This window comes from Stenotrophomonas sp. Steno-Z10-BAI (assembly GCF_056393115.1).
In genome coordinates this window covers 328,942-347,190 of record NZ_JBWJOZ010000003.1, presented here as the reverse complement: position 1 = coordinate 347,190, position 18,249 = coordinate 328,942, and the positions used below count along the sequence as shown (strand labels likewise).

The 18,249-nt window shown below is 68.1% G+C and carries 18 protein-coding genes; 8 read left to right on the top strand and 10 right to left on the bottom strand.

Translation table 11 applies throughout. From position 1 onward, the window contains the following. Positions 1 to 4: 4 nt before the first annotated feature. From ispE to AC06E9_RS10395, 3 genes are read right to left on the bottom strand one after another with little or no spacing between them, the layout of a single operon-like run. Positions 5 to 874, bottom strand: a complete 870-nt coding sequence (gene ispE / locus AC06E9_RS10405) for a 4-(cytidine 5'-diphospho)-2-C-methyl-D-erythritol kinase (protein WP_478056018.1) — start codon at positions 872 to 874, stop codon at positions 5 to 7. Continuing rightward, positions 871 to 1,530 (bottom strand): lipoprotein insertase outer membrane protein LolB, encoded by a 660-nt coding sequence (gene lolB, locus AC06E9_RS10400; protein WP_282263260.1) that lies wholly within the window; start codon positions 1,528 to 1,530, stop codon positions 871 to 873. Before lolB ends, ispE begins: the two co-directional genes overlap by 4 nt. After that, positions 1,527 to 3,215, bottom strand: a complete 1,689-nt coding sequence (locus tag AC06E9_RS10395) for a tetratricopeptide repeat protein (RefSeq protein ID WP_461770602.1) — start codon at positions 3,213 to 3,215, stop codon at positions 1,527 to 1,529. The genes lolB and AC06E9_RS10395 overlap by 4 nt, the downstream gene beginning before the upstream one ends. Before the next feature lie 65 nt (positions 3,216 to 3,280). Between AC06E9_RS10395 and hemA the strand changes: the two genes are divergently transcribed. From hemA to ppk2, 4 genes are read left to right on the top strand one after another with little or no spacing between them, the layout of a single operon-like run. Then, positions 3,281 to 4,579 (top strand): glutamyl-tRNA reductase, encoded by a 1,299-nt coding sequence (gene hemA / locus AC06E9_RS10390; protein ID WP_478056017.1) that lies wholly within the window; start codon positions 3,281 to 3,283, stop codon positions 4,577 to 4,579. Next, positions 4,557 to 5,642 carry a peptide chain release factor 1 gene (prfA, locus tag AC06E9_RS10385; protein ID WP_478056016.1) on the top strand — a complete coding sequence of 362 codons (1,086 nt, stop codon included), beginning with the start codon at positions 4,557 to 4,559 and terminating at the stop codon, positions 5,640 to 5,642. Before hemA ends, prfA begins: the two co-directional genes overlap by 23 nt. 25 nt (positions 5,643 to 5,667) lie before the next feature. After that, the gene (locus AC06E9_RS10380) at positions 5,668 to 7,377 is read left to right on the top strand and encodes an O-linked N-acetylglucosamine transferase, SPINDLY family protein (RefSeq protein WP_478056015.1); all 1,710 of its coding nucleotides are present in this window, start codon (positions 5,668 to 5,670) and stop codon (positions 7,375 to 7,377) included. Between the two features lie 51 nt (positions 7,378 to 7,428). Beyond that, the gene (gene ppk2 / locus AC06E9_RS10375) at positions 7,429 to 8,208 is read left to right on the top strand and encodes a polyphosphate kinase 2 (RefSeq protein WP_121044572.1); all 780 of its coding nucleotides are present in this window, start codon (positions 7,429 to 7,431) and stop codon (positions 8,206 to 8,208) included. A gap of 76 nt (positions 8,209 to 8,284) precedes the next feature. On the opposite strand, the gene AC06E9_RS10370 is transcribed toward ppk2, so the two are convergent. Both AC06E9_RS10370 and AC06E9_RS10365 read right to left on the bottom strand, forming a co-directional pair. After that, positions 8,285 to 8,848 carry a TlpA family protein disulfide reductase gene (locus AC06E9_RS10370; protein ID WP_461770605.1) on the bottom strand — a complete coding sequence of 188 codons (564 nt, stop codon included), beginning with the start codon at positions 8,846 to 8,848 and terminating at the stop codon, positions 8,285 to 8,287. Next, positions 8,845 to 10,119 (bottom strand): YihY family inner membrane protein, encoded by a 1,275-nt coding sequence (locus AC06E9_RS10365; protein ID WP_121044578.1) that lies wholly within the window; start codon positions 10,117 to 10,119, stop codon positions 8,845 to 8,847. Before AC06E9_RS10365 ends, AC06E9_RS10370 begins: the two co-directional genes overlap by 4 nt. A 105-nt stretch (positions 10,120 to 10,224) precedes the next feature. On the opposite strand from AC06E9_RS10365, the gene wrbA reads away from it, so the two are divergent. The 3 genes from wrbA (at position 10,225) to AC06E9_RS10350 (ending at position 11,748) form a co-directional block, all read left to right on the top strand. Next, positions 10,225 to 10,815 (top strand): NAD(P)H:quinone oxidoreductase, encoded by a 591-nt coding sequence (gene wrbA / locus AC06E9_RS10360; RefSeq protein ID WP_019186096.1) that lies wholly within the window; start codon positions 10,225 to 10,227, stop codon positions 10,813 to 10,815. Continuing rightward, positions 10,812 to 11,159: a DUF2069 domain-containing protein gene (locus AC06E9_RS10355; protein ID WP_121044581.1), complete on the top strand. Its 348-nt coding sequence runs from the start codon at positions 10,812 to 10,814 to the stop codon at positions 11,157 to 11,159. The genes wrbA and AC06E9_RS10355 overlap by 4 nt, the downstream gene beginning before the upstream one ends. Positions 11,160 to 11,262: 103 nt before the next feature. Continuing rightward, positions 11,263 to 11,748 carry an asparaginase domain-containing protein gene (locus AC06E9_RS10350; RefSeq protein ID WP_121044584.1) on the top strand — a complete coding sequence of 162 codons (486 nt, stop codon included), beginning with the start codon at positions 11,263 to 11,265 and terminating at the stop codon, positions 11,746 to 11,748. A 65-nt stretch (positions 11,749 to 11,813) separates the two neighbouring features. On the opposite strand, the gene AC06E9_RS10345 is transcribed toward AC06E9_RS10350, so the two are convergent. The 3 genes from AC06E9_RS10345 to sufT all read right to left on the bottom strand — a co-directional run bounded on the left by AC06E9_RS10345 (position 11,814) and on the right by sufT (position 15,655). Continuing rightward, positions 11,814 to 13,559, bottom strand: coding sequence for a S8 family peptidase (locus tag AC06E9_RS10345; RefSeq protein WP_478050554.1), 1,746 nt, complete (start codon positions 13,557 to 13,559; stop codon positions 11,814 to 11,816). A 389-nt stretch (positions 13,560 to 13,948) separates the two neighbouring features. Continuing rightward, positions 13,949 to 15,046: a branched-chain amino acid aminotransferase gene (locus tag AC06E9_RS10340; RefSeq protein ID WP_121044587.1), complete on the bottom strand. Its 1,098-nt coding sequence runs from the start codon at positions 15,044 to 15,046 to the stop codon at positions 13,949 to 13,951. A gap of 57 nt (positions 15,047 to 15,103) precedes the next feature. Beyond that, a complete protein-coding gene (sufT, locus tag AC06E9_RS10335) occupies positions 15,104 to 15,655 on the bottom strand; it encodes a putative Fe-S cluster assembly protein SufT (protein WP_019182393.1) in 552 nt (183 codons plus the stop codon). A gap of 118 nt (positions 15,656 to 15,773) precedes the next feature. Here sufT and AC06E9_RS10330 point away from each other — a divergent pair, with 118 nt between their 5' ends. Next, positions 15,774 to 16,193 carry a hypothetical protein gene (locus AC06E9_RS10330; RefSeq protein ID WP_121044590.1) on the top strand — a complete coding sequence of 140 codons (420 nt, stop codon included), beginning with the start codon at positions 15,774 to 15,776 and terminating at the stop codon, positions 16,191 to 16,193. A gap of 219 nt (positions 16,194 to 16,412) precedes the next feature. Here AC06E9_RS10330 and AC06E9_RS10325 read toward each other — a convergent pair whose 3' ends face one another. Both AC06E9_RS10325 and AC06E9_RS10320 read right to left on the bottom strand, forming a co-directional pair. Beyond that, positions 16,413 to 17,867, bottom strand: a complete 1,455-nt coding sequence (locus AC06E9_RS10325; protein ID WP_478056014.1) for an NAD(P)(+) transhydrogenase (Re/Si-specific) subunit beta — start codon at positions 17,865 to 17,867, stop codon at positions 16,413 to 16,415. Further along, positions 17,864 to 18,172, bottom strand: a complete 309-nt coding sequence (locus AC06E9_RS10320; protein WP_121044596.1) for an NAD(P) transhydrogenase subunit alpha part 2 — start codon at positions 18,170 to 18,172, stop codon at positions 17,864 to 17,866. Before AC06E9_RS10320 ends, AC06E9_RS10325 begins: the two co-directional genes overlap by 4 nt. Between the last annotated feature and the right edge of the window lie 77 nt (positions 18,173 to 18,249).

Sequence of the window (18,249 nt, the reverse complement as noted above, 5' to 3'; positions counted from 1 at the left end):
AAAATCAGTAACGCTCGAGTACATCAAGCAGTGGCGAGCGCTCCACGCCCGCAGCCACCCATGCCCGCAGTTCCTTCGGCAATTGCGCCAGGCCCTGCTCTGCAGCAGCGCGCGTGGCGAACTCGACGAAACAACCGCTTCCCGACCCGGTGAGTCGTGCCCGGCCGATACTGCTCAACGCTGCGAGCGCTGCCTCTACGGCAGGTTCGCGGCGGCGCAGGACCGGCTCGAACGCATTCCCGAGCAAAGACCCGGAAGCGAAGTCCGCTATTTTCGCCACTGGGGCATCCCGCGTCAAATCCGGTGATGCGAAAAGTGCGGGAGTCGGCACGTGAACCCCGGGATGGACCAGCACAAACCAGGCCGGCGGCAGTGCGATCGGGGTCAGCAGTTCGCCCACGCCCTCGGCCCAGGCGTTGTGCCCGCGCACGAAGACCGGCACATCCGCGCCCAGCTGCAGACCCAGCGCGGCCAGCGCGTCGACGTCCAGGCCGGCGTTCCAGAGGCGGTTGAGCGCGACCAGGACGGTGGCGGCATCGGACGAACCGCCGCCGAAGCCGCCGCCCGCCGGAACGCGCTTTTCGACGCCGATATCGGCACCTTGGCCGATGTTTGCTGCATCCCTCAACAGGTGCGCGGCGCGGATCGCCAGATCATCGGCCTCAGCAACGCCGGCCACGGAGGTGCCCTCACGGCGGATCCGGCCATCGTCGCGGACACGCAGATGGATCCGATCGCCCCAATCCAGCAGGCGGAACACGGTCTGGAGCTGGTGGTAGCCATCCGGGCGCCGCCCGGTGATGTGCAGGAACAGGTTCAGCTTGGCCGGGGCCGGCCAGGTCGACCCGCCGTCGGCCGTCTCCAGCATGCTCATGGGCCGCCCAGCACCCAGCTGTCGACCACCAGGCGGACCTTGGCGTCGCCATTGACTGCTTCGATCCTGCGCGGCAGCACCGGGCGACCGGCCTCGGCCGGGTACCAATCCAGGTACTGGATCTCCCAGCCCAGCTGCTGCACGCGACGCGGGCGGCCTTCACCGTCGCGCTCGATGCGCTCGGCCGGGGCCGCATCGGCGACCAGGCCGCGCACCCAATCGGGCAGCTGGTTGACCGGGATATCCCAGCCGGTGGCGTCCAGCAGGACCTGCTGGGCATCGTCGCCCTCGCGCGTGCCGCCTTCCAGACCTTCCAGGCGGCCGCCTTCATGATGGCTGTCGCCGGTCAGCTTCCAGCTCTGCCGGGTGACCGGGGCGCTGAGTTCCACCACATATCCCTGGCCCTGCTGCTGCCAGTCAATGCGGCCGTTGCCGCCGTTGCGGCCCTTGCTGATCGCCACCCGGCCCTGGAACGACCAGGCCGGCTGCGCGCGTACCGCAGTGACGCGCTCGGCCTCGGCCTGCTGCGCAGCGGGAGAGACGGTGCTGACCACGGTCGGGGCGGAAGGGGCCTTGCGCTCATCGAGGGACACGCACGCGGAAAGCGACAACGCCACGGCCGCGGCAAACGCGACCTTCAGGGACAGCAGATTCATACGCCGTATTTCTCGATCACGCGCTGCAGGGCGCGGTTGTCCGGGTCCAGCTTGCGGGCCTCTTCAAAGAAGTGGCGCGCTTCGTCCTTCTTGTTCAACACCCACAGCACCTCGCCCACATGCGCGGCGATTTCCGCATCCTTGGCCAGCGTCCAGGCGCGGCGCAGCTGCACCAAGGCTTCTTCGTTGCGGCCCAGGCGATACAGCACCCAACCGTAACTGTCGACGATGGCGGCGTTGTCCGGCTCGGCCACGCGCGCGCGGTCGATCAGTTCCAAGGCTTCCTGATAACGCTGCGTGCGGTCGGCCAAGGTGTAGCCCAGCGCATTGAGCGCGGCGATGTTCTCCGGATCGGTGACCAGCACCTTGCGCAGGTCGGCCTCGGCGCGCGGGATGTCGTCGCGGCGCTCCCAGGCCAGCGCGCGGGCATACAGCAGCGCGTTCTCATCCGGATACGCGGCCAGGCCACGGGCCAGGGCGTCCAGTTCGCCAGCATCGTCGTTGCCGCGCTGGCGCAGCTCGGCCTCCAACAGATAGGCATCCCGGCGGGCATCGTCATCAACGGTGGCATCGGACTGGATCGCGTGGACTTCGGCCAGCGCCTTGTCGGTGCGGCCCAGTTCGTTCTGCGCATTGGCTGCGCGCAGGCGCGACTCATCGCGCTCCGGGCCACCGGGCACGCTGTGATACCAGTTGACCGCTTCCTCGTAGCGCTTGAGGTACTCGGCGATCTTGCCCAGCAGCAGGCGCTGGGCCGGATCCGGCTTGGTCGCCTGCCTGGAAAGCTCGGTATACAGGGCCAGCAGGCCCGGGTCGTCCTTCTGCTTGGCCAGCAGCGAGGCGCGCATGCCGTAGGTCTGCACATCCTGCGGGCCGACCGCCAGCACGCGCTCGGCCGCAGCCGGCTGGCCCATCAGGTCATAGGAGATCGCCACCGCATTACGCAGCTCGGGGTCCTGCAGGGTCTTGGGCTCCACGCCCTTCAACAGGGCCAGCGCCTCATCGGACTTGCCGGCCTGGGTGAGCTGACTGGCGTGCAGCAGGGCCACGCGCGGCTCGTCCGGGAAGCGCTTGACCACCTCATCGACCATGCGCCGGGCCAGCTCGGGCTGCTCCATGCGCATGGCCAGACGGCCGAACTCCTGCCAGACCTCCAGGCGGTCGGGGATGGCATTGGCATCCACCAGCTCGCCCAGCACCTGGGCCGGGACCTTTGGATCGCTGCCGCCGCTGATCAGGGCGCCGATCGCGAACTTCCAGGCGGTGGGGTCCGGGTCCTTGAGCAGCGCCTGCAGTTCGGTGCGGGCGGCCTTCACCTTGTTCTGGCGCATCTCCAGCGCGGCGGTGCTGCTGCGCATGGCCAGTGAGCGCGGCGCACGCTGCTCCCACAGGGCCAACGCGCGGGCGGCGCGCTTGTCATCGTTGGCCAGCATGGCGATCCGGGAGGCGCGCTCGGCCAGGCCGGCATCGCCTTCACTGGCCTCGGCCGCCTCCAGGTACCAGCGCGCGGCGTCGCCCAGTTTGCCTGCCTGCAGGGCGAATTCGCCCGCCATGACCGGGGCCAGGGGGACCGCCTCGGCCGTGCTGTTCTTGGCCTTCGCCGGGGCTGCCGGGGGGGCGGCCAGGGCGTTGGCAGTGAACAAAGACAGCAGCAGAACGCTGGAGATGCGAATCAATGCGGGCATCGGGGGCATCTGAGCCTTAAAATGACGACTTGAATGGCCAGCAGCTTATCGCAAGCAACTGAACAATGATCCTGTGGGTGCTCGGACTGAATCACCAGACCGCGCCAGTGGAGCTGCGCGAACGCGCCTCCTTTGGCGGCGACGCCCTGCCCCAGGCATTGGCGTCGCTGCGCGATACGCCACAGGTGGCCGAGGCGGTCCTGCTCTCCACCTGCAACCGCACCGAGCTGTACGCGGTGGCCGAATCCGGTGACGCGCTGGCGCAGTGGCTGGAGTCACAGGCCGGCACCTTGCATGGGTACCTCTATCAGCACGCCGACGCCGACGCGGTGCGCCACCTGTTCCGGGTGGCCACCGGGCTGGACTCGATGGTGCTGGGCGAACCGCAGATCCTGGGCCAGGTGAAGGATGCCTGGGCCCTGGCGCGTGATCATGGCCTGCTCGGCCAGCGCCTGGACCGGCTGTTCCAGCAGACCTTCTCGGTGGCCAAGCGCGCCCGCACCGATACCCGCGTGGGCGCCAACCCGGTGTCGGTGGCGTCCACCGCGGTGCGCCTGGCGCAGAACTCGTTCGCGCGGCTGGACGATTCCACCGTGCTGCTGGTCGGCGCCGGCGAGACCATCGAGCTGGCCGCGCGCCATCTCAGCGAAGGGCGCGTGCGGCGGCTGCTGATCGCCAACCGCACCCTGGCCCATGCGCAGGAGCTGGCCAGCCGTCATGGCGGCGTCGCACTGCCCCTGAGTGAGCTGGACCGCCATCTGGGCGAGGCCGACGTGGTGTTCTCGGCCACCGCCGCGCGTGAGCCGGTGATCACCCGCGCGCACGTGGCCGCCGCACTGAAAACCCGCAAGCACAAGCCGATGCTGCTGTTCGATCTGGCCGTGCCCCGCGATATCGAGGCCGGCGTGGGCGAACTGGCCGACGCCTTCCTGTACACCGTGGATGATCTGGAGCGCGCGGTCGAAGACAACCGCCGCAGCCGCCGCGAAGCCGCGGCCGAGGCCGAAGCGATCATCGAGCTGCAGGTCGCCCGTTTCGTGGAAACGCTGCAGGCCAGCGTGCACCAGGCCCCGCTGCGGCAACTGCGCGCCTATGGCGAAGCGACCCGCGTGGAGATGCTGGAGAAAGCCCGCCAGCAGCTGGCCCACGGCAAATCACCGGAAGAGGTGCTCGAGCTGCTCGCGCACGGCCTGACCAACCGCCTGCTGCACCCGCCGACCGCCGCCCTGCGCGCGGCCGCGCTCAGCGGCGATACTGAACTCACCCGCGCCGCCGAGCGCCTGTTCCCGGCCAGGCCGGGTTACCAGCACCCTGCCGTGCGTACCGATGTAGCGAGGAACGATGACGCCGACCCTGCGCCGTAAGCTGGAAGCGCTGGCCGAGCGCCGCGAAGAACTGGAACGCCTGTTGTCCGACCCGGCCGTGGTCGGCGACAACGACCGTTTCCGCGCGCTCTCGCGCGAGTTTTCGCAGCTGGAGCCGGTCGCCACGGCGCTGGCCGACGAGGCCCGTGCCAAGGCCGATCTCGCCGCCGCAGAGGCGATGCGCGAGGACCCTGACCTGCGCGAGCTGGCCGAGGAGGAAATCACCGCCACGCAGCAGCGCCTGCAGCAGCTGGACGAAGCACTGGCCCTGTTGCTGGTGCCGCGCGATCCGCGCGATGACGGCAACCTGTTCCTGGAAGTCCGCGCCGGTACCGGCGGTGACGAGGCAGCGATCTTCGCCGGCGACCTGTTCCGCATGTACGCCCGCTATGCCGAGCGCCAGGGCTGGAAGGTCGAGATCGAATCGGACAACCCGGGCGAACATGGCGGCTACAAGGAAGTGGTGGCGCGCGTGGTCGGCCGTGGCGCCTTCTCACGCCTGAAGTTCGAATCGGGCACGCACCGCGTGCAGCGCGTGCCGGCGACCGAGTCGCAGGGCCGCATCCATACCTCGGCCGCGACGGTAGCGATCATTCCCGAGGCGGATGACGTCGAGGACGTGGTGATCAACCCGGCTGACCTGCGCGTGGACACCTACCGCTCCTCCGGCGCCGGTGGCCAGCACGTCAACAAGACCGAGTCGGCGATCCGCATCACCCATCTGCCCACCGGCGTGGTGGTGGAATGCCAGACCGAGCGCAGCCAACATGCCAACCGCGACAAGGCGATGAAGCGTCTCAAGGCACAGCTGCTGGATACCGAACGCAGCAAGCAGGCTGCCGCGCAGGCCGAAAGCCGCCGGCTGCAGGTCGGCAGCGGCGACCGCAGCCAGCGCATCCGCACCTACAGCTTCCCGCAGGGACGGATCACCGACCACCGCGTGGAAGGGCTGACCCTGTACGACCTGCCCAACATCCTGACCGGCGATCTTGATGCACTGGTCAGCCGGCTGACCCACGAACACCAGGCCGACGAGCTGGCCCGGCTCGCGGAAGGCAACTGAGCATGCCCGCCCCGGCGCGGCAGCGATGAGTGTCGATCCGCAGCGTCTGCAGTTGCGCCAGGCGGTGCAGCGGCAACCGGCCGATTTCATTGCGTGGGTGATGCTGGCCGATGCGGAGCTGGAAGCCGGCGATGTGCGCGCCGGCGAACAGGCCGCCACCCGTGCACTGCAGCTGCGCGGCGACCATCCCGAGGCCCTGGCCCGGCTGGGGCGCGCGCGCTGGATGCAGGGCCGCCATGGCGAGGCCGCGACACTGCTGCGCCAGGCGGCGGACCGCGCGCCCCAGCACCCCGGCATCACCCTGTGGCTGGGCCACGCACTGGAAGACGCGGGGCAGCCTGAGGCGGCCGCCGATGCGTATCGCCATGCGCACCGTCTGCTGCCGGGCGAGCCCTACGTCACTGCGCAGCTGCTCAACTGGCAGCGCCGGCTGTGCGATTGGCGGGATCTGGAGCGATTGTCGGTGCTGGTGCGCCAGGCCGTCGCGCAGGGCCAGGCGGTGGTCGAGCCGTTCGCCTTCCTCAGCGAAGACAGCAGCGCCGCCGAGCAGCTGGCCTGCGCCCGCCAGCGCGCGGCGGCGCTGGCCGAGGGCATCCTGCGGTTGCCGCCGGCCACCGTGCGCCCGCACGGCACGCTGCGGGTCGGCTTCCTCTCCAACGGTTTCGGCGCGCATCCCACCGGGCTGCTGACCGTCGCCCTGTTCGAACAGCTGCGCGCGCTGGGCACGCTGGAACCGCATCTGTTCGCGCTCAGCGCGGACGACGGCAGCAGCATCCGCCAGCGTCTGCAGCAGGCCGCCCACACGTTGCACGATGTCAGCGCGCAGCCGCATCAGGTGATCGCCCGGCGCATCCGCGAGGCTGGCATCGATGTGCTGTTCGATCTGCGCGGCTGGGGCGGCGGTGGCACCCCGCAGGTACTGGCGATGCGCCCGGCCCCGGTGCAGATCAACTGGCTGGCCTACCCGGGTACCTCCGGCGCGCCGTGGATCGATCATGTGCTGGCCGATGCCTTCGTGCTGCCCGACGCGCTGGCACCGGCCTTCAGCGAGAACGTGCGGCGCCTGCCGCGCGCGTTCCAGCCCTCGGACAACACCCGCGTGCTGGAGCCGGTGCCCTCGCGCGGGGACTGCGGCCTGCCTGCGCAGGGCGTGGTGCTGTGCTGCTTCAACAACAGCTACAAGCTCAATCCGCGCAGCATGCAGCGGCTGTTCGCAGTGCTGCACGGCGTGCCCGGCAGCGTGCTGTGGCTGCTCTCCGGCCCGGGCAACGCCGACGCGCGCCTGCGCAGCGCGGCACGCCAGGCGCAGCTGGATCCGGCGCGACTGGTGTTCATGCCACGCCTGCCGCACCCGCAGTACCTGGCGCGTTACCAGCACGCCGACCTGTTTCTGGACACGCATCCGTACAACGCCCACACCACCGCCTCCGATGCGCTGTGGGCCGGCTGCCCGGTGCTCACCTGCCCGGGCGCGACGTTCGCCTCGCGCGTGGCCGGCAGCCTCAATCATCACCTGGGCATGCACGCGTTCAACGTGGCCGATGACGCGGCGTTCGTGGCCGCCGCCATCCGGCTCGGCAACGACCCGGCCGCGCTGCAGGCCGCGCGCGCCACGCTGGCGCAACGGCGCGAGGACAGCGGCCTGTTCGACATGGCCGGTTTCGCGCGCGACATCGCCGAGGTGATCCAAACGCTTGCGCGCGAACGCGGCTGGCAGGGCCCACACATCGCCTGAGCATCGGCTGCGCTAGGCTCGAGCTTCCCTGTGAATCACCGAGGCACGCCGATGGGCAAGCTCAAGCGCAAGGACTACCAGGCCCTGCTGGAACCGATGCAACTGGAACTGGCGGCGATGGCGCGCTGGGTGCAGCACACCGGGCAGCGCGTGCTGGTGCTGTTCGAAGGCCGCGACACCGCGGGCAAGGGCGGTGCGATCCAGGCGATCGCCGAGCATCTCAATCCGCGCCAGTGCAAGGTGGTCGCGCTGCCCAAGCCGACCGACCGCGAAAGCACGCAGTGGTATTTCCAGCGCTATGTCTCCCACCTGCCTGCGGCCGGCGAGATCGTGCTGATGGACCGCAGCTGGTACAACCGCGCGGGCGTCGAGCATGTCATGGGCTATTGCACCGAAGCGCAGTACCGCAGCTTCCTGGCGCAGACGCCGGTGTTCGAGAAGCTGCTGATCGACGATGGCATCGTGCTGTTCAAGTACTGGCTCAGCGTGGACCAGGCACAGCAGGAAAAGCGCTTTGCCGAGCGCCACCTCGATCCGCTCAAGGGCTGGAAGCTGTCGCCGGTGGACCTGAAATCACGCAGCAAGTACAGCGCCTATACCGAGAGCCGCGAAGCGATGCTGCGCGCCACGCATAACGATGATGCCCCGTGGACGCTGGTGGACTTCAACGACCAGAAGCGCGGGCGGCTGGGCCTGATCCGCAACCTGCTCGATCGTCTGCCCGATACCCGCGTGGACGAACCGGTACTGGCGCTGCCGCCGTTGAAGGGCAAGCTGCACAAGGAGCACTTCGGGGTCTTGAAGCCGATCGAACCCTTCGTCGTCGGGTAGATCCACGCATGGCGTGGATTTACCGGGCACAGCGAGGCACAGGCATGCCGGGTATCAGCCGGCACGCCCGTGAGGCTCAGCCTTCCTTGATCCGCGCTTCGATGTCATGCGCGGTGACCGGGCCGAGGAATTCCTTGGCGACCTTGCCGTCCGGCGCGATCAGGTAGGTCATCGGCAGGCCGCGCGGGATCGCGAAGTCTTCCGGCGGGTTGTACGTATCCACGATCACGATCGGATAGGTGACCGGACGCTTCTCCAGGAAGGCCTTCATCTCGGCCGGTTCGATGTCCTCGAAAGCCAGCCCGACCACCTCGATTTCATTGCGCATCGCGTGCAGCGCGGAGAGCTCGGGCATTTCCTTGCGGCACGGGGCGCACCAGGTCGCCCAGAAGTTCACCACCACCCACTTGCCGCGGTGCGCCGCCAGATCGTAGTCGGTGCCGTCCAGCGCCTTGGCTTTCAGCGTCGGCTGTTCGACGGTCTTGCGCTCGGTGGCCGGCACGGCGTCGGTCGGCGGCGCGGCGGGTTCGTTGATCGGGGCCGGGGCGGCAGGCGCGGTGGCCTCGCTCTGTGCGGCGGGCTTGTTGCAGGCGGCCAGCGTCAGCAGGCCAAGGGCCAGCAGCAGGGGCTTGGCGGTCATGGTTTGTCTCCGGGGGTCGAGTAGATGTCGCTGACGCGGCGTTTGAGCAGTTCGCGCAGCGGCAGGCGCAAGGTGTCCAGCGCGGCCACCGAGGCCGTGCCCAGGCTGTCGTCGCGATACGGCAGGTAGGCCTCCTTGATCGGGATCCGCATCTGCGTGGTCTCGTACAGGTCGGCCAGGGTGAGTTTGTCCAGGTCGCGCGCGAGCAGCCATTCGCCCTGCTCGTCGCGGCGCACCACGCGGATCGCTTCCAGATCGCAGAGCAGCGTCTGCAGCAGCGAATCGGTCAGCATCGGCTCCAGCCGCAGGATCTCGTCGTCATCCAGGCTGCGCCCTTCGGCACGCGCCTGGTGGAAGCGGCCGATAAGGCGCAGCAGGCCATAGATCTCATAGCCCACCGGCAGGCGCAGGTCGGCTGGCTGGTAGCGGAACGCGGCGATCGAGGAGGCGAGCGATGCACCGAGCAGCACCGAGACCCAGCACAGGTAGATCCACAGCAGCAGGATCGGCACGAAGGCGACGGTGCCGTAGAGCTTCTGGTAGGACTGGAAGCTCCCCAGGTAAGCGCCCATGCCCCACTTCACCAGCTCCAGCATGATCGCAGCCAGGATCGCGCCGGGGACGGCATGGCGCCATTTGACCGTGTGGTGCGGCACTACGCGGTAGACCAGCATGATGCAGACGAACTCGATCAGGATCGGCGCGACCGTCAGTGAGACGTTGGCCAGCCAGCGGCCTTCGCTGGTGCCGAAAAGCGGCAGCGCGAACACCCGCGCCGAGACCGCCAGCGAGGCCGCAGCGAGCATCGCGCCGAGGGTGAGCACGGTCCAGTACACGAGGAAGCGGGTCAGCTTCGGCCGGGTCGAACTCACCCGCCAGATCTGGTTGAAGGTTTCTTCCACGCTGTTGAGCGTGATCAGCAGCGAGACCACCAGGGCGATGAAGCCAGCGGCGGTCAATTGCCCGGCACTGGCCGAGAACTGTCGCAGGTAGCCTTCGGCGGCGCGCGCGGCGTTGGGCACGAAGTTGGAGAACACGTAGTCGCTGAGGGTGTCGCTCCAGCGGTCGAACACCGGGAACGCCGAGAGCACCCCGAACACCACGATGGCCAGCGGCACCAGCGCGAACACGGTGGTGTAGGCCAGCGAGGCGGCCGCCTGGAACAGGCGGTCATCCAGGAAGCGGCGCCACAGGAAGCGGCCGAAGCTGATCGTGCGCGCTCGGTCCCGGACGCGTTCGATCCACAGGTTGATCGTATCGAGAGGTTCCATCGGCGCAAGGGTACCCGATGACGGGTGTGGGGCATGCACGGACCTCGCCCTGAGCGGGCTGCGTTGCCATACTGCCCGCATCGGACGCAATGAGATGAAAGCGAAATGGCGGAGATCCTGGTGCTGTACTACAGCCGTGGCGGTTCAGTGGCACGGCTTGCCCGCCAGATTGCGCGCGGCATCGGCGAGGTGCCGGGCATGAGCGCGCGGCTGCGCACCGTGCCCCCGGTGGCGGCGGTGACGCAGACCGCGCTGCCCCCGGTGCCCGAGGATGGCGCACCGTATGTGAGCGTGGCTGACCTGGCCGAATGCACCGGGCTGCTGCTGGGCAGCCCGACCCGCTTCGGCAACATGGCCGCGCCGGTGAAGCACTTCCTGGACGGCCTGGGCGCGGAATGGGTCAACGGGACATTGGCCGGCAAGCCGGCGGGCGTGTTCACCTCGACGGCCTCACTGCACGGTGGGCAGGAGTCGACGCTGCTGTCGATGCAGGTGCCGCTGCTGCACCACGGCTGCCTGATCGTGGGTATCCCATTCACCGAGCCGGCGCTGAGCCATACCACCACCGGCGGCACGCCGTATGGCGCCAGCCATGTGGCCGGGGCGGACGACAACCCGGTGCCGAGCGAGGATGAGAGCATCCTGGCGCGGGCGCTGGGGCGGCGGGTGGCCGATATCGCACGGCGGCTGGCGTGAGTACGCGCGCCCAGGAGATCGTGCTGGCCCTGCTGCTGGTGGCGCTGGCGGTGCTGTTCGCGGTCTGGTTCGCGCAGGACAAGCATTGGCTGGCCACCCAGCTGGTGTTCACCCTGCCGCCGCTGCTGCTGGCGCTGGGCGTGCTGGTGCGGCGTGGAAAGGCGATGTTCTGGGCCGGCGTGCTGGCGCTGTTCTGGTTCAGCCACGGGGTGATGAGCGCCTGGAGCCATCCGGAGGTGGCGCTGTGGGCCTGGCTCGAGCTGGGGCTGGCCCTGGCGGTGATCGGGGTGGCCAGCACGCCAGGGCTGCGGCGCCGCTTCGGGCGCAGGACGCCGGCCGGCTGAGGCCGCTGCGGCGCGCGCCTGCATCGGGCGGGCGGCAGCCGTATCATCTACCGGTCGGCGCGGCGGTTCCGTGCCCTTCTGTCTGGTACCCAGGATGCTTGCAATGGAAGAACTACTGATCATCACCACCGGTGGCACGATCGACAAGATCTACTTCGACGACAAGTCGGACTATCAGATCGGTGATCCGCAGATCGGGATGATCCTGCGCGAACTGGGCGTGACCTTCCGTTTCAATGTGATCCCGATCCTGCGCAAGGATTCGCTGCACATCACCGACGATGACCGTGAGTTGATCCGGGCGACGATCGCCGCGCAGCCGACGCGCCATGTGCTGGTCACGCACGGCACCGATTCGATGGTGCAGACGGGCCAGGTGTTGAAGTCGATCACCGACAAGACGATCGTGATGACCGGTGCGTTGAGCCCGGCGCGCTTCCGCGGCTCGGATGCGGAGTTCAACATCGGGTGTGCGATCGGTGCGGTGCAGTCGTTGCCGAGCGGTGTGTACATCGCGATGAACGGCCGGATCTGGAATCCGGAACAGGTGCGCAAGAACGTGGCGGCCAACCGGTTCGAAGCGGCGTAATCACTGTTGATTGAACGAACGCCCCGGCATGCCGGGGCGTTCTGCGTTGGTGCGACAAAAAGCGATCAGTACTGCGCGGTGAGGGTGACCCCGGAGAAGGTCGAGTAGGCCTTCACCCGCACGTGCCAGGTGCCGGCCGCCGGTGAGGTGATCGTGCAGGTCTCGTTGTTGCCGCTGAGGTAGGGGCGGCAGGTGTAGACGGTGTCGGTCGGGGCGCTGCCGGAACGGACGTAGAGATCGGCATCGCCACTGCCGCCGGCGAGGGTGACCTTCAGCTGGCTGCGGCCGGACGGCACGGTCACGGTATAGGCCAGCGACGCACCGCTGGCGGCGCCAAGCCCGGTGACCGGGACGTTGTTCTGCAGCACGTTGCCGGTGCCCGGGTTCGGATTGGTCCCGCCCAGGGCGGCCGTCACCGCCGCGTCGGCATCGACGATGCCCGCGCCGCAGCCGCCGGAGCAGGCGCCCGGCAACGGCCGTGCGGTGCTCTTGAGCAGGCTTTCGATGGCCGCCGGGCTCAGCGCGGTGGGGGCGACGGACTGGATCAGCGCGACCACGCCGGCCACGTGCGGGGCCGCCATCGAAGTGCCGTTGTAGGAGGCATACGATGCGCTGCCCGGCACCGTGGTGCCGCTGTTGAGGGTGGAGAGGATGCCCTGCCCCGGGGCCGAGATGTCGATGCCGGTGCCGTAGTTGGAGAAGCTGGCGCGGGCGCCGGCCGAGGTCGTCGCGGCGACCGCGATGACGTTGGCGCAGTTGGCCGGCACCGAAGAGGACACGTTGGTATTGCTGTTGCCGGCCGCGACGACCACGGTAGTGCCGCGCGAGACGGCGCCGTTGATCGCGGTCTGGTAGGTGGTGGAGCAGCTGCCACCGCCGCCGAGCGACATGTTGATCACTTCGGCCGGGTTCGCGTTGGCCGGGACGCCACTGACGGTCCCGCCGGACGCCCAGACGATCGCATCGGCGATGTCGGAGGTGTAGCCGCCGCACTTGCCGAGCACGCGCACCGGGACCACCTTGGCGTTGAACGCGGTGCCGGCCACGCCGGTGCTGTTGTTGGTCACCGCCGCAACGGTGCCGGCCACATGCGTGCCGTGCCAGCTGGAATTGGAGGCCGGAATGCCCGCGCCACACTCGTTGGCGGCGTACCAGTCGCCTTCGTCGTTGGGGTTGTTGTCGCGGCCACCGCCGTCGCGCGCCATCGCCGCATCGCTGATGAAGTCATAGCCGGGCAGGATGTTGGCGTTGAGGTCGGGGTGGTTGGTGATGCCGGTGTCGATCACCGCGACCACCACGCCGGTGCCGGTGGCCTTGTCCCAGGCAGGGCGCACGTTGATCGAGGCGTTGCTGGTGCCGAAGCCCCACTGCTCGGAGAAGCGGGTGTCGTTGGGCACCAGGGTGGCCTGCATCAGCTGATCGACTTCGACGTATTCCACGCCCGGGTCGGCGGCCAGGCGACGCATCAGCAGCTCGGCTTCAGCACGGTCCAGTGGCCGGTCGGCCTTGACCACGGTCGGGCCGATCGCCAGCTGGCGCAGCTTCTGCAGGCCCAGCGCGCGGCCCTGGGCCGCCGGCACGGCAGCGGCGGCGGCCTTCAGCGAACTGGCCAGTGCAGTCGGGGTGGCGACCTCGCTGCTGCCATCCTTGTATTTCACGATGAAGCGCTGGTGGGTCGGCGCCGAGGACAGGCCGCTCAACTGCACATCGCCGGCGAACGCCGGCGTGGCCAGCAGCAGGGTCGACAGAACAGAGGCGCCCAGTACAACCAATGCACGCTGACGCAAACGGTGTTGCGAGACATGAGACATCGGATTTCCTTTCAGACAGTGAATGCCGTCGTCGCGGCTGAGAATCCAGGTCCGGTCCGGGGGCTGCTGAAGCGATGGCGCGGATCGGCCCGGTGAGTGAGTCGACGCTAATAGCTTGCTGGCGGATGAACAATGTTTCAGCCGTGCTTCCATGACATGAAATGTCGGATCTGTGACTTTCCGGGTCGAGGGTTTGTGAAAGTGAAGGCGCGCCGGCCATTTTGAACGGTCGAGTTACGTCAACGAATGTCCGAAATGGCTGTCACTGTCCCCGACACCCGGACAACGCTTGCGCATCAATGGCTTGCGACGTTGCCACCGCAGGACAGGCAATAAAAAACCCGCCTGTCGCCAGGCGGGTTTCTTTGCTGCGCTCGGATCGGCAGGGATCAGGCGTCCAGGCGGACCAGCCAGCCGTGGCGGTCCGGCAGGCGGCCGTACTGGATGTCGGTCAGTTCCTTGCGCAGGGACATCGTCACTTCGCCGGCCGGGGCGTTGATGTCGCCCACCGAGAAGCCCTCGCCCTTGAGCTGGCCGATCGGGGTGACCACTGCCGCGGTGCCGCAGGCGAACGCTTCCACGATCTCGCCGGAGGTCACGCCGTCCTTCCACTCCTCCAGGGTGACCTTGCGCTCTTCGACCTTCATGCCGCGGTCGCGCGCCAGCTGCAGGATGCTTTCGCGGGTGATGCCTTCCAGGATGCTGCCCGACAGCGACGGGGTCACCAGGGTGCCGTCCTTGTAGACCAGGAACACATTCATGCCACCCAGTTCTTCCAGGTACTTGCCCTCGACCGGATCCAGGAACAGCACCTGCGAGCAGCCCTGCGCCTGCGCCTTCTGCTGTGGCAGCAGCGAGGCGGCGTAGTTGCCACCGCACTTGGCCGCGCCGGTGCCGCCCTTGCCTGCGCGGGCGTAGTCGGTGGACAACCAGATCGCCACCGGGGCCACGCCCTTGGCGAAGTACGGGCCGGCCGGGCTGGCGATCACGTAGTAGCCGGCCTTGTGCGCGCCACGCACGCCGAGGAAGGCTTCATCGCCGATCATGAAGGGACGGAAATACAGGCTGGATTCGTCGGCCGACGGCACCCAGCTGGCGTCCACGGCGATCATCTGCTTGAGCGATTCGACGAAGATATCCACCGGCAGTTCCGGCAGCGCCAGGCGCTGGGCCGAACGCTGCAGGCGGCGGCCGTTGGCCTCCGGGCGGAAGGTCCAGATCGAGCCGTCGGCGTGGCGGTAGGCCTTGATGCCTTCGAAGATTTCCTGACCGTAATGCAGCACCGCGGCGGCCGGATCCAGCTGCAGCGGGCCATACGGGCGCACCACGGCATCGTGCCAGCCGGTGTCCTTGTCCCAACGCACTTCCACCATGTGATCGGTGAAGTGCAGACCAAAACCGGGGGCGGCCAGGATGCGCTCACGCTCCTCGCTGCTGCGCGGCTGGGCGGAACGGGTGGTGTTGAAGCTCACGGAAGACTGGGACACCGGATATTTCCTGTTCTGGTTACGGGGAACGCCGTGACGCCGGCTGGCGATGGGCGGTTACAGCATGCCGGTTTCGAGCCGGGCGGCCTCGGACATCATGTGACGGCCCCACGGCGGGTCGAACACCAGCTCGACGTCGGCCTCGGCCACCGTCGGGATCATTTCCAGCTTGCTGCGCACGTCATCGACGAGGATCTCGCCCATGCCGCAGCCGGGCGCGGTCAGGGTCATCTTGATGTCGACCTCGCGCTGGCCATCGTCCAGGTGCTTGAGGTCCACTTCATAGACCAGGCCCAGATCGACGATGTTGAACGGGATTTCCGGATCGAAACAGGTGCGCAGCTGCTGCCACACCAGTTTTTCGACCTCCTCGTCGGAGGCATCGGCGGGCAGCTCCAGCGCCGGGGGCGCCTCCTTGCCGATGGCATCGCCATCCTTGCCGGCGATGCGGAACAGATTGCCTTCGACAAAGACGGTATAGCTGCCACCCAGGGCCTGGGTGATATAGCCATAGCTGCCAGCGGGCAGCGTGACCGTTTCGCCCTGCGGGACCATGACGGCCTCGCAGTCGCGTTCGAAGTGGACAGGTTCACTGCTACGGGAATACATGTGGATCGATATGGGGGTCGCGGCCAATTCCCGCAAGGCGACCATTTTAGCCCAGTGGCCGCCCACGCGCCGGTCACCGCGCAAGCCGGTATCCTGTGGGGACTTACAGGAAGATTGCATGTCGCCCACGTCCGTGCCTGTCCGGAGCCGCCACTGGCTCTGGCCCCCGCTGTTTCTGCTTGGTGTCGTCACGGCCGTGCTGGCCTGGTTGTTCATCGCCCTGCTCACCGGCCGCCAGGCCGGCTGGATGGCGGTTCTGGCGGCGTTGGAGATTGCCTTCATGCTGCGTCTGGGCACCCTGCGCGCCGGTACCGCCCGGGTGGTGCTGACCCTGCTGGCCACCGTGCTGGTGGCGCTGGCAGCCAACTGGGGGATCGCTTCGGCCTACCTCGGCGGCGCGATGGGGCTTACCCCGTGGGAATCAGCGTTGCGCATGGGGCCCTATCTGGCCTGGACCCTGAGCGGCCTGGCCAACGGCGCGGTCGAATGGCTGTGGCTGGGCGTGGCGCTGGTCGTGGGTTGGTGGGTGGCGAGGTAATCGCCCCCTGCACGCTGCCGCCGAATGCGATCGGTAGTGGCGGCCCGCTGGCCGGCTCCTCATGACGTCGGTACGGCCACGCGCTGGCATTCACGTATCGCATTGAGCCGGCCAGCGGCCGGCACTACCGCAGATCCGGTTTCGCCGTAAATCCGGTTTCGCCGCAGGTCCGGTGCTGCTGCAGGTCACGACCGTTGGTCGTGACCGCTGCCTCCCGCCTCAGTGCCCGCCGTCGAGCGCCTTGAGCTCACTGACCAGCGCGCTCGCCGCACCCGCACCATCGCCGTACAGCATGCGGGCGTTGTCGGCATAGAACAGCGCATTCTCGATGCCGGCAAACCCGGTACCCTTGCCGCGCTTGATCACCACCACGTTGCGGGCGTTGACCACGTCCAGGATCGGCATGCCGTAGATCGGGCTGGCCGGGTCGGTGCGCGCGACCGGATTGACCACGTCGTTGGCGCCGATCACCAGCACCACGTCGGTGTTCGGGAATTCCGGGTTGATGTCGTCCATGTCGGCGATCAGGTCGTAGGGCACGCCCGCTTCGGCCAGCAGCACGTTCATGTGCCCCGGCATACGCCCGGCCACCGGATGGATCGCGAACTTCACCTTGATGCCGCGTTCGATCAACCGCTGCGCCAGCTCCCACACCTTGTGCTGCGCCTGGGCCACGGCCATACCGTAGCCGGGCACGATCACCACGCGCTCGGCGAAGGCCAGCATCGCAGCGACGTCGCTGGCCTCGATGGGCTTCTGCGCGCCGCTGATCTCCTGCGCGACACCGCCGCCGCCGAAGTTGGAGAACAACACGCCGCTGATCGGGCGGTTCATCGCCTTGGCCATCAGGCGGGTCAGCAGGATGCCCGCCGCGCCGACCATCATGCCGGCGATGATCAGCGCCTCGTTGCCGAGCACATAGCCTTCGAAGGCCACGGCCAGGCCGGTGAACGCGTTGTACAGCGAGATCACCACCGGCATGTCGGCGCCACCGATCGGCAGCGTCATCAGTACGCCCAGCGCGAGTGCGACCACGAAGAAGCTGATGATCGCCACCGGGCTCAGGGTGACCGCTGCCCAGATGCCCAGCACCACCATCGCCAGCGCGACCAGCAGGTTGAACACCTGTTGCCCCGGGAAGGTGACGCGGCGGTCGAGCCGACCATCGAGCTTGGCCCAGGCGATGATCGAGCCGGACAGCGAGACCGCACCGATCGCCGAACCGATCACGGCCAGCGCCAGCACGGTGGCCGACGGCTGGCGCGCGGCGAGATCGGCCAGTGCCTGCTCGCTCCAGTGCGTGGTATCGCGGTTGGTCAGGAACGAGAAGCGCAGTAGTTCGACCGCACCGATCGCCGCCGCCGAGCCGCCGCCCATGCCGTTGTAGAGCGCCACCATCTGCGGCATGTCGGTGATCGCCACGCGCTTGGCCGACCACCACGCCACGCCGGTGCCGATCGCCACCGCCGCCAGGATCAGCGGGATGTTGTGCAGCTCGGGCAGGAAGAACGTCGCCACCGTGGCGATCAGCATGCCCAGCCCGGCCCAGCGGATGCCGCTGCGCGCGGTCATCGGCGAGGCCATGCGCTGCAGGCCGAGCAGGAACAGGGTGGCGGCCACCAGATAGCTCACCTGGACCAGCCACTGCAGCAGTTGCGCGGTGGTCACGTTCAAGGCGTCTTCTCCCCGGCGTCGCGCTTGGCGCTGGGCTTGAACATGTCGAGCATGCGTTCGGTCACCACGTAGCCACCGGCCGCGTTGCCCGCGCCGAGCACCACCGCGATGAAGCCGATGATCTTCTCCAGCGGGGTCTGCGCGTGTCCCAGCACCACCATCGCGCCGATCAGCACGATGCCGTGGATGAAGTTGGAGCCGGACATCAAAGGGGTATGCAGGATCACCGGCACCCGCGAAATGATCACGTGGCCGGCAATGGCGGCCAGCATGAAGATATACAACGCCACGAACCCGTCGCTCATTGCAGTCAGTCTCCCAGGCGGTCATCCCGTCCCCTGCATCATAACCATGCGCTGAACCAATCGGGCGGGCCGGTCAA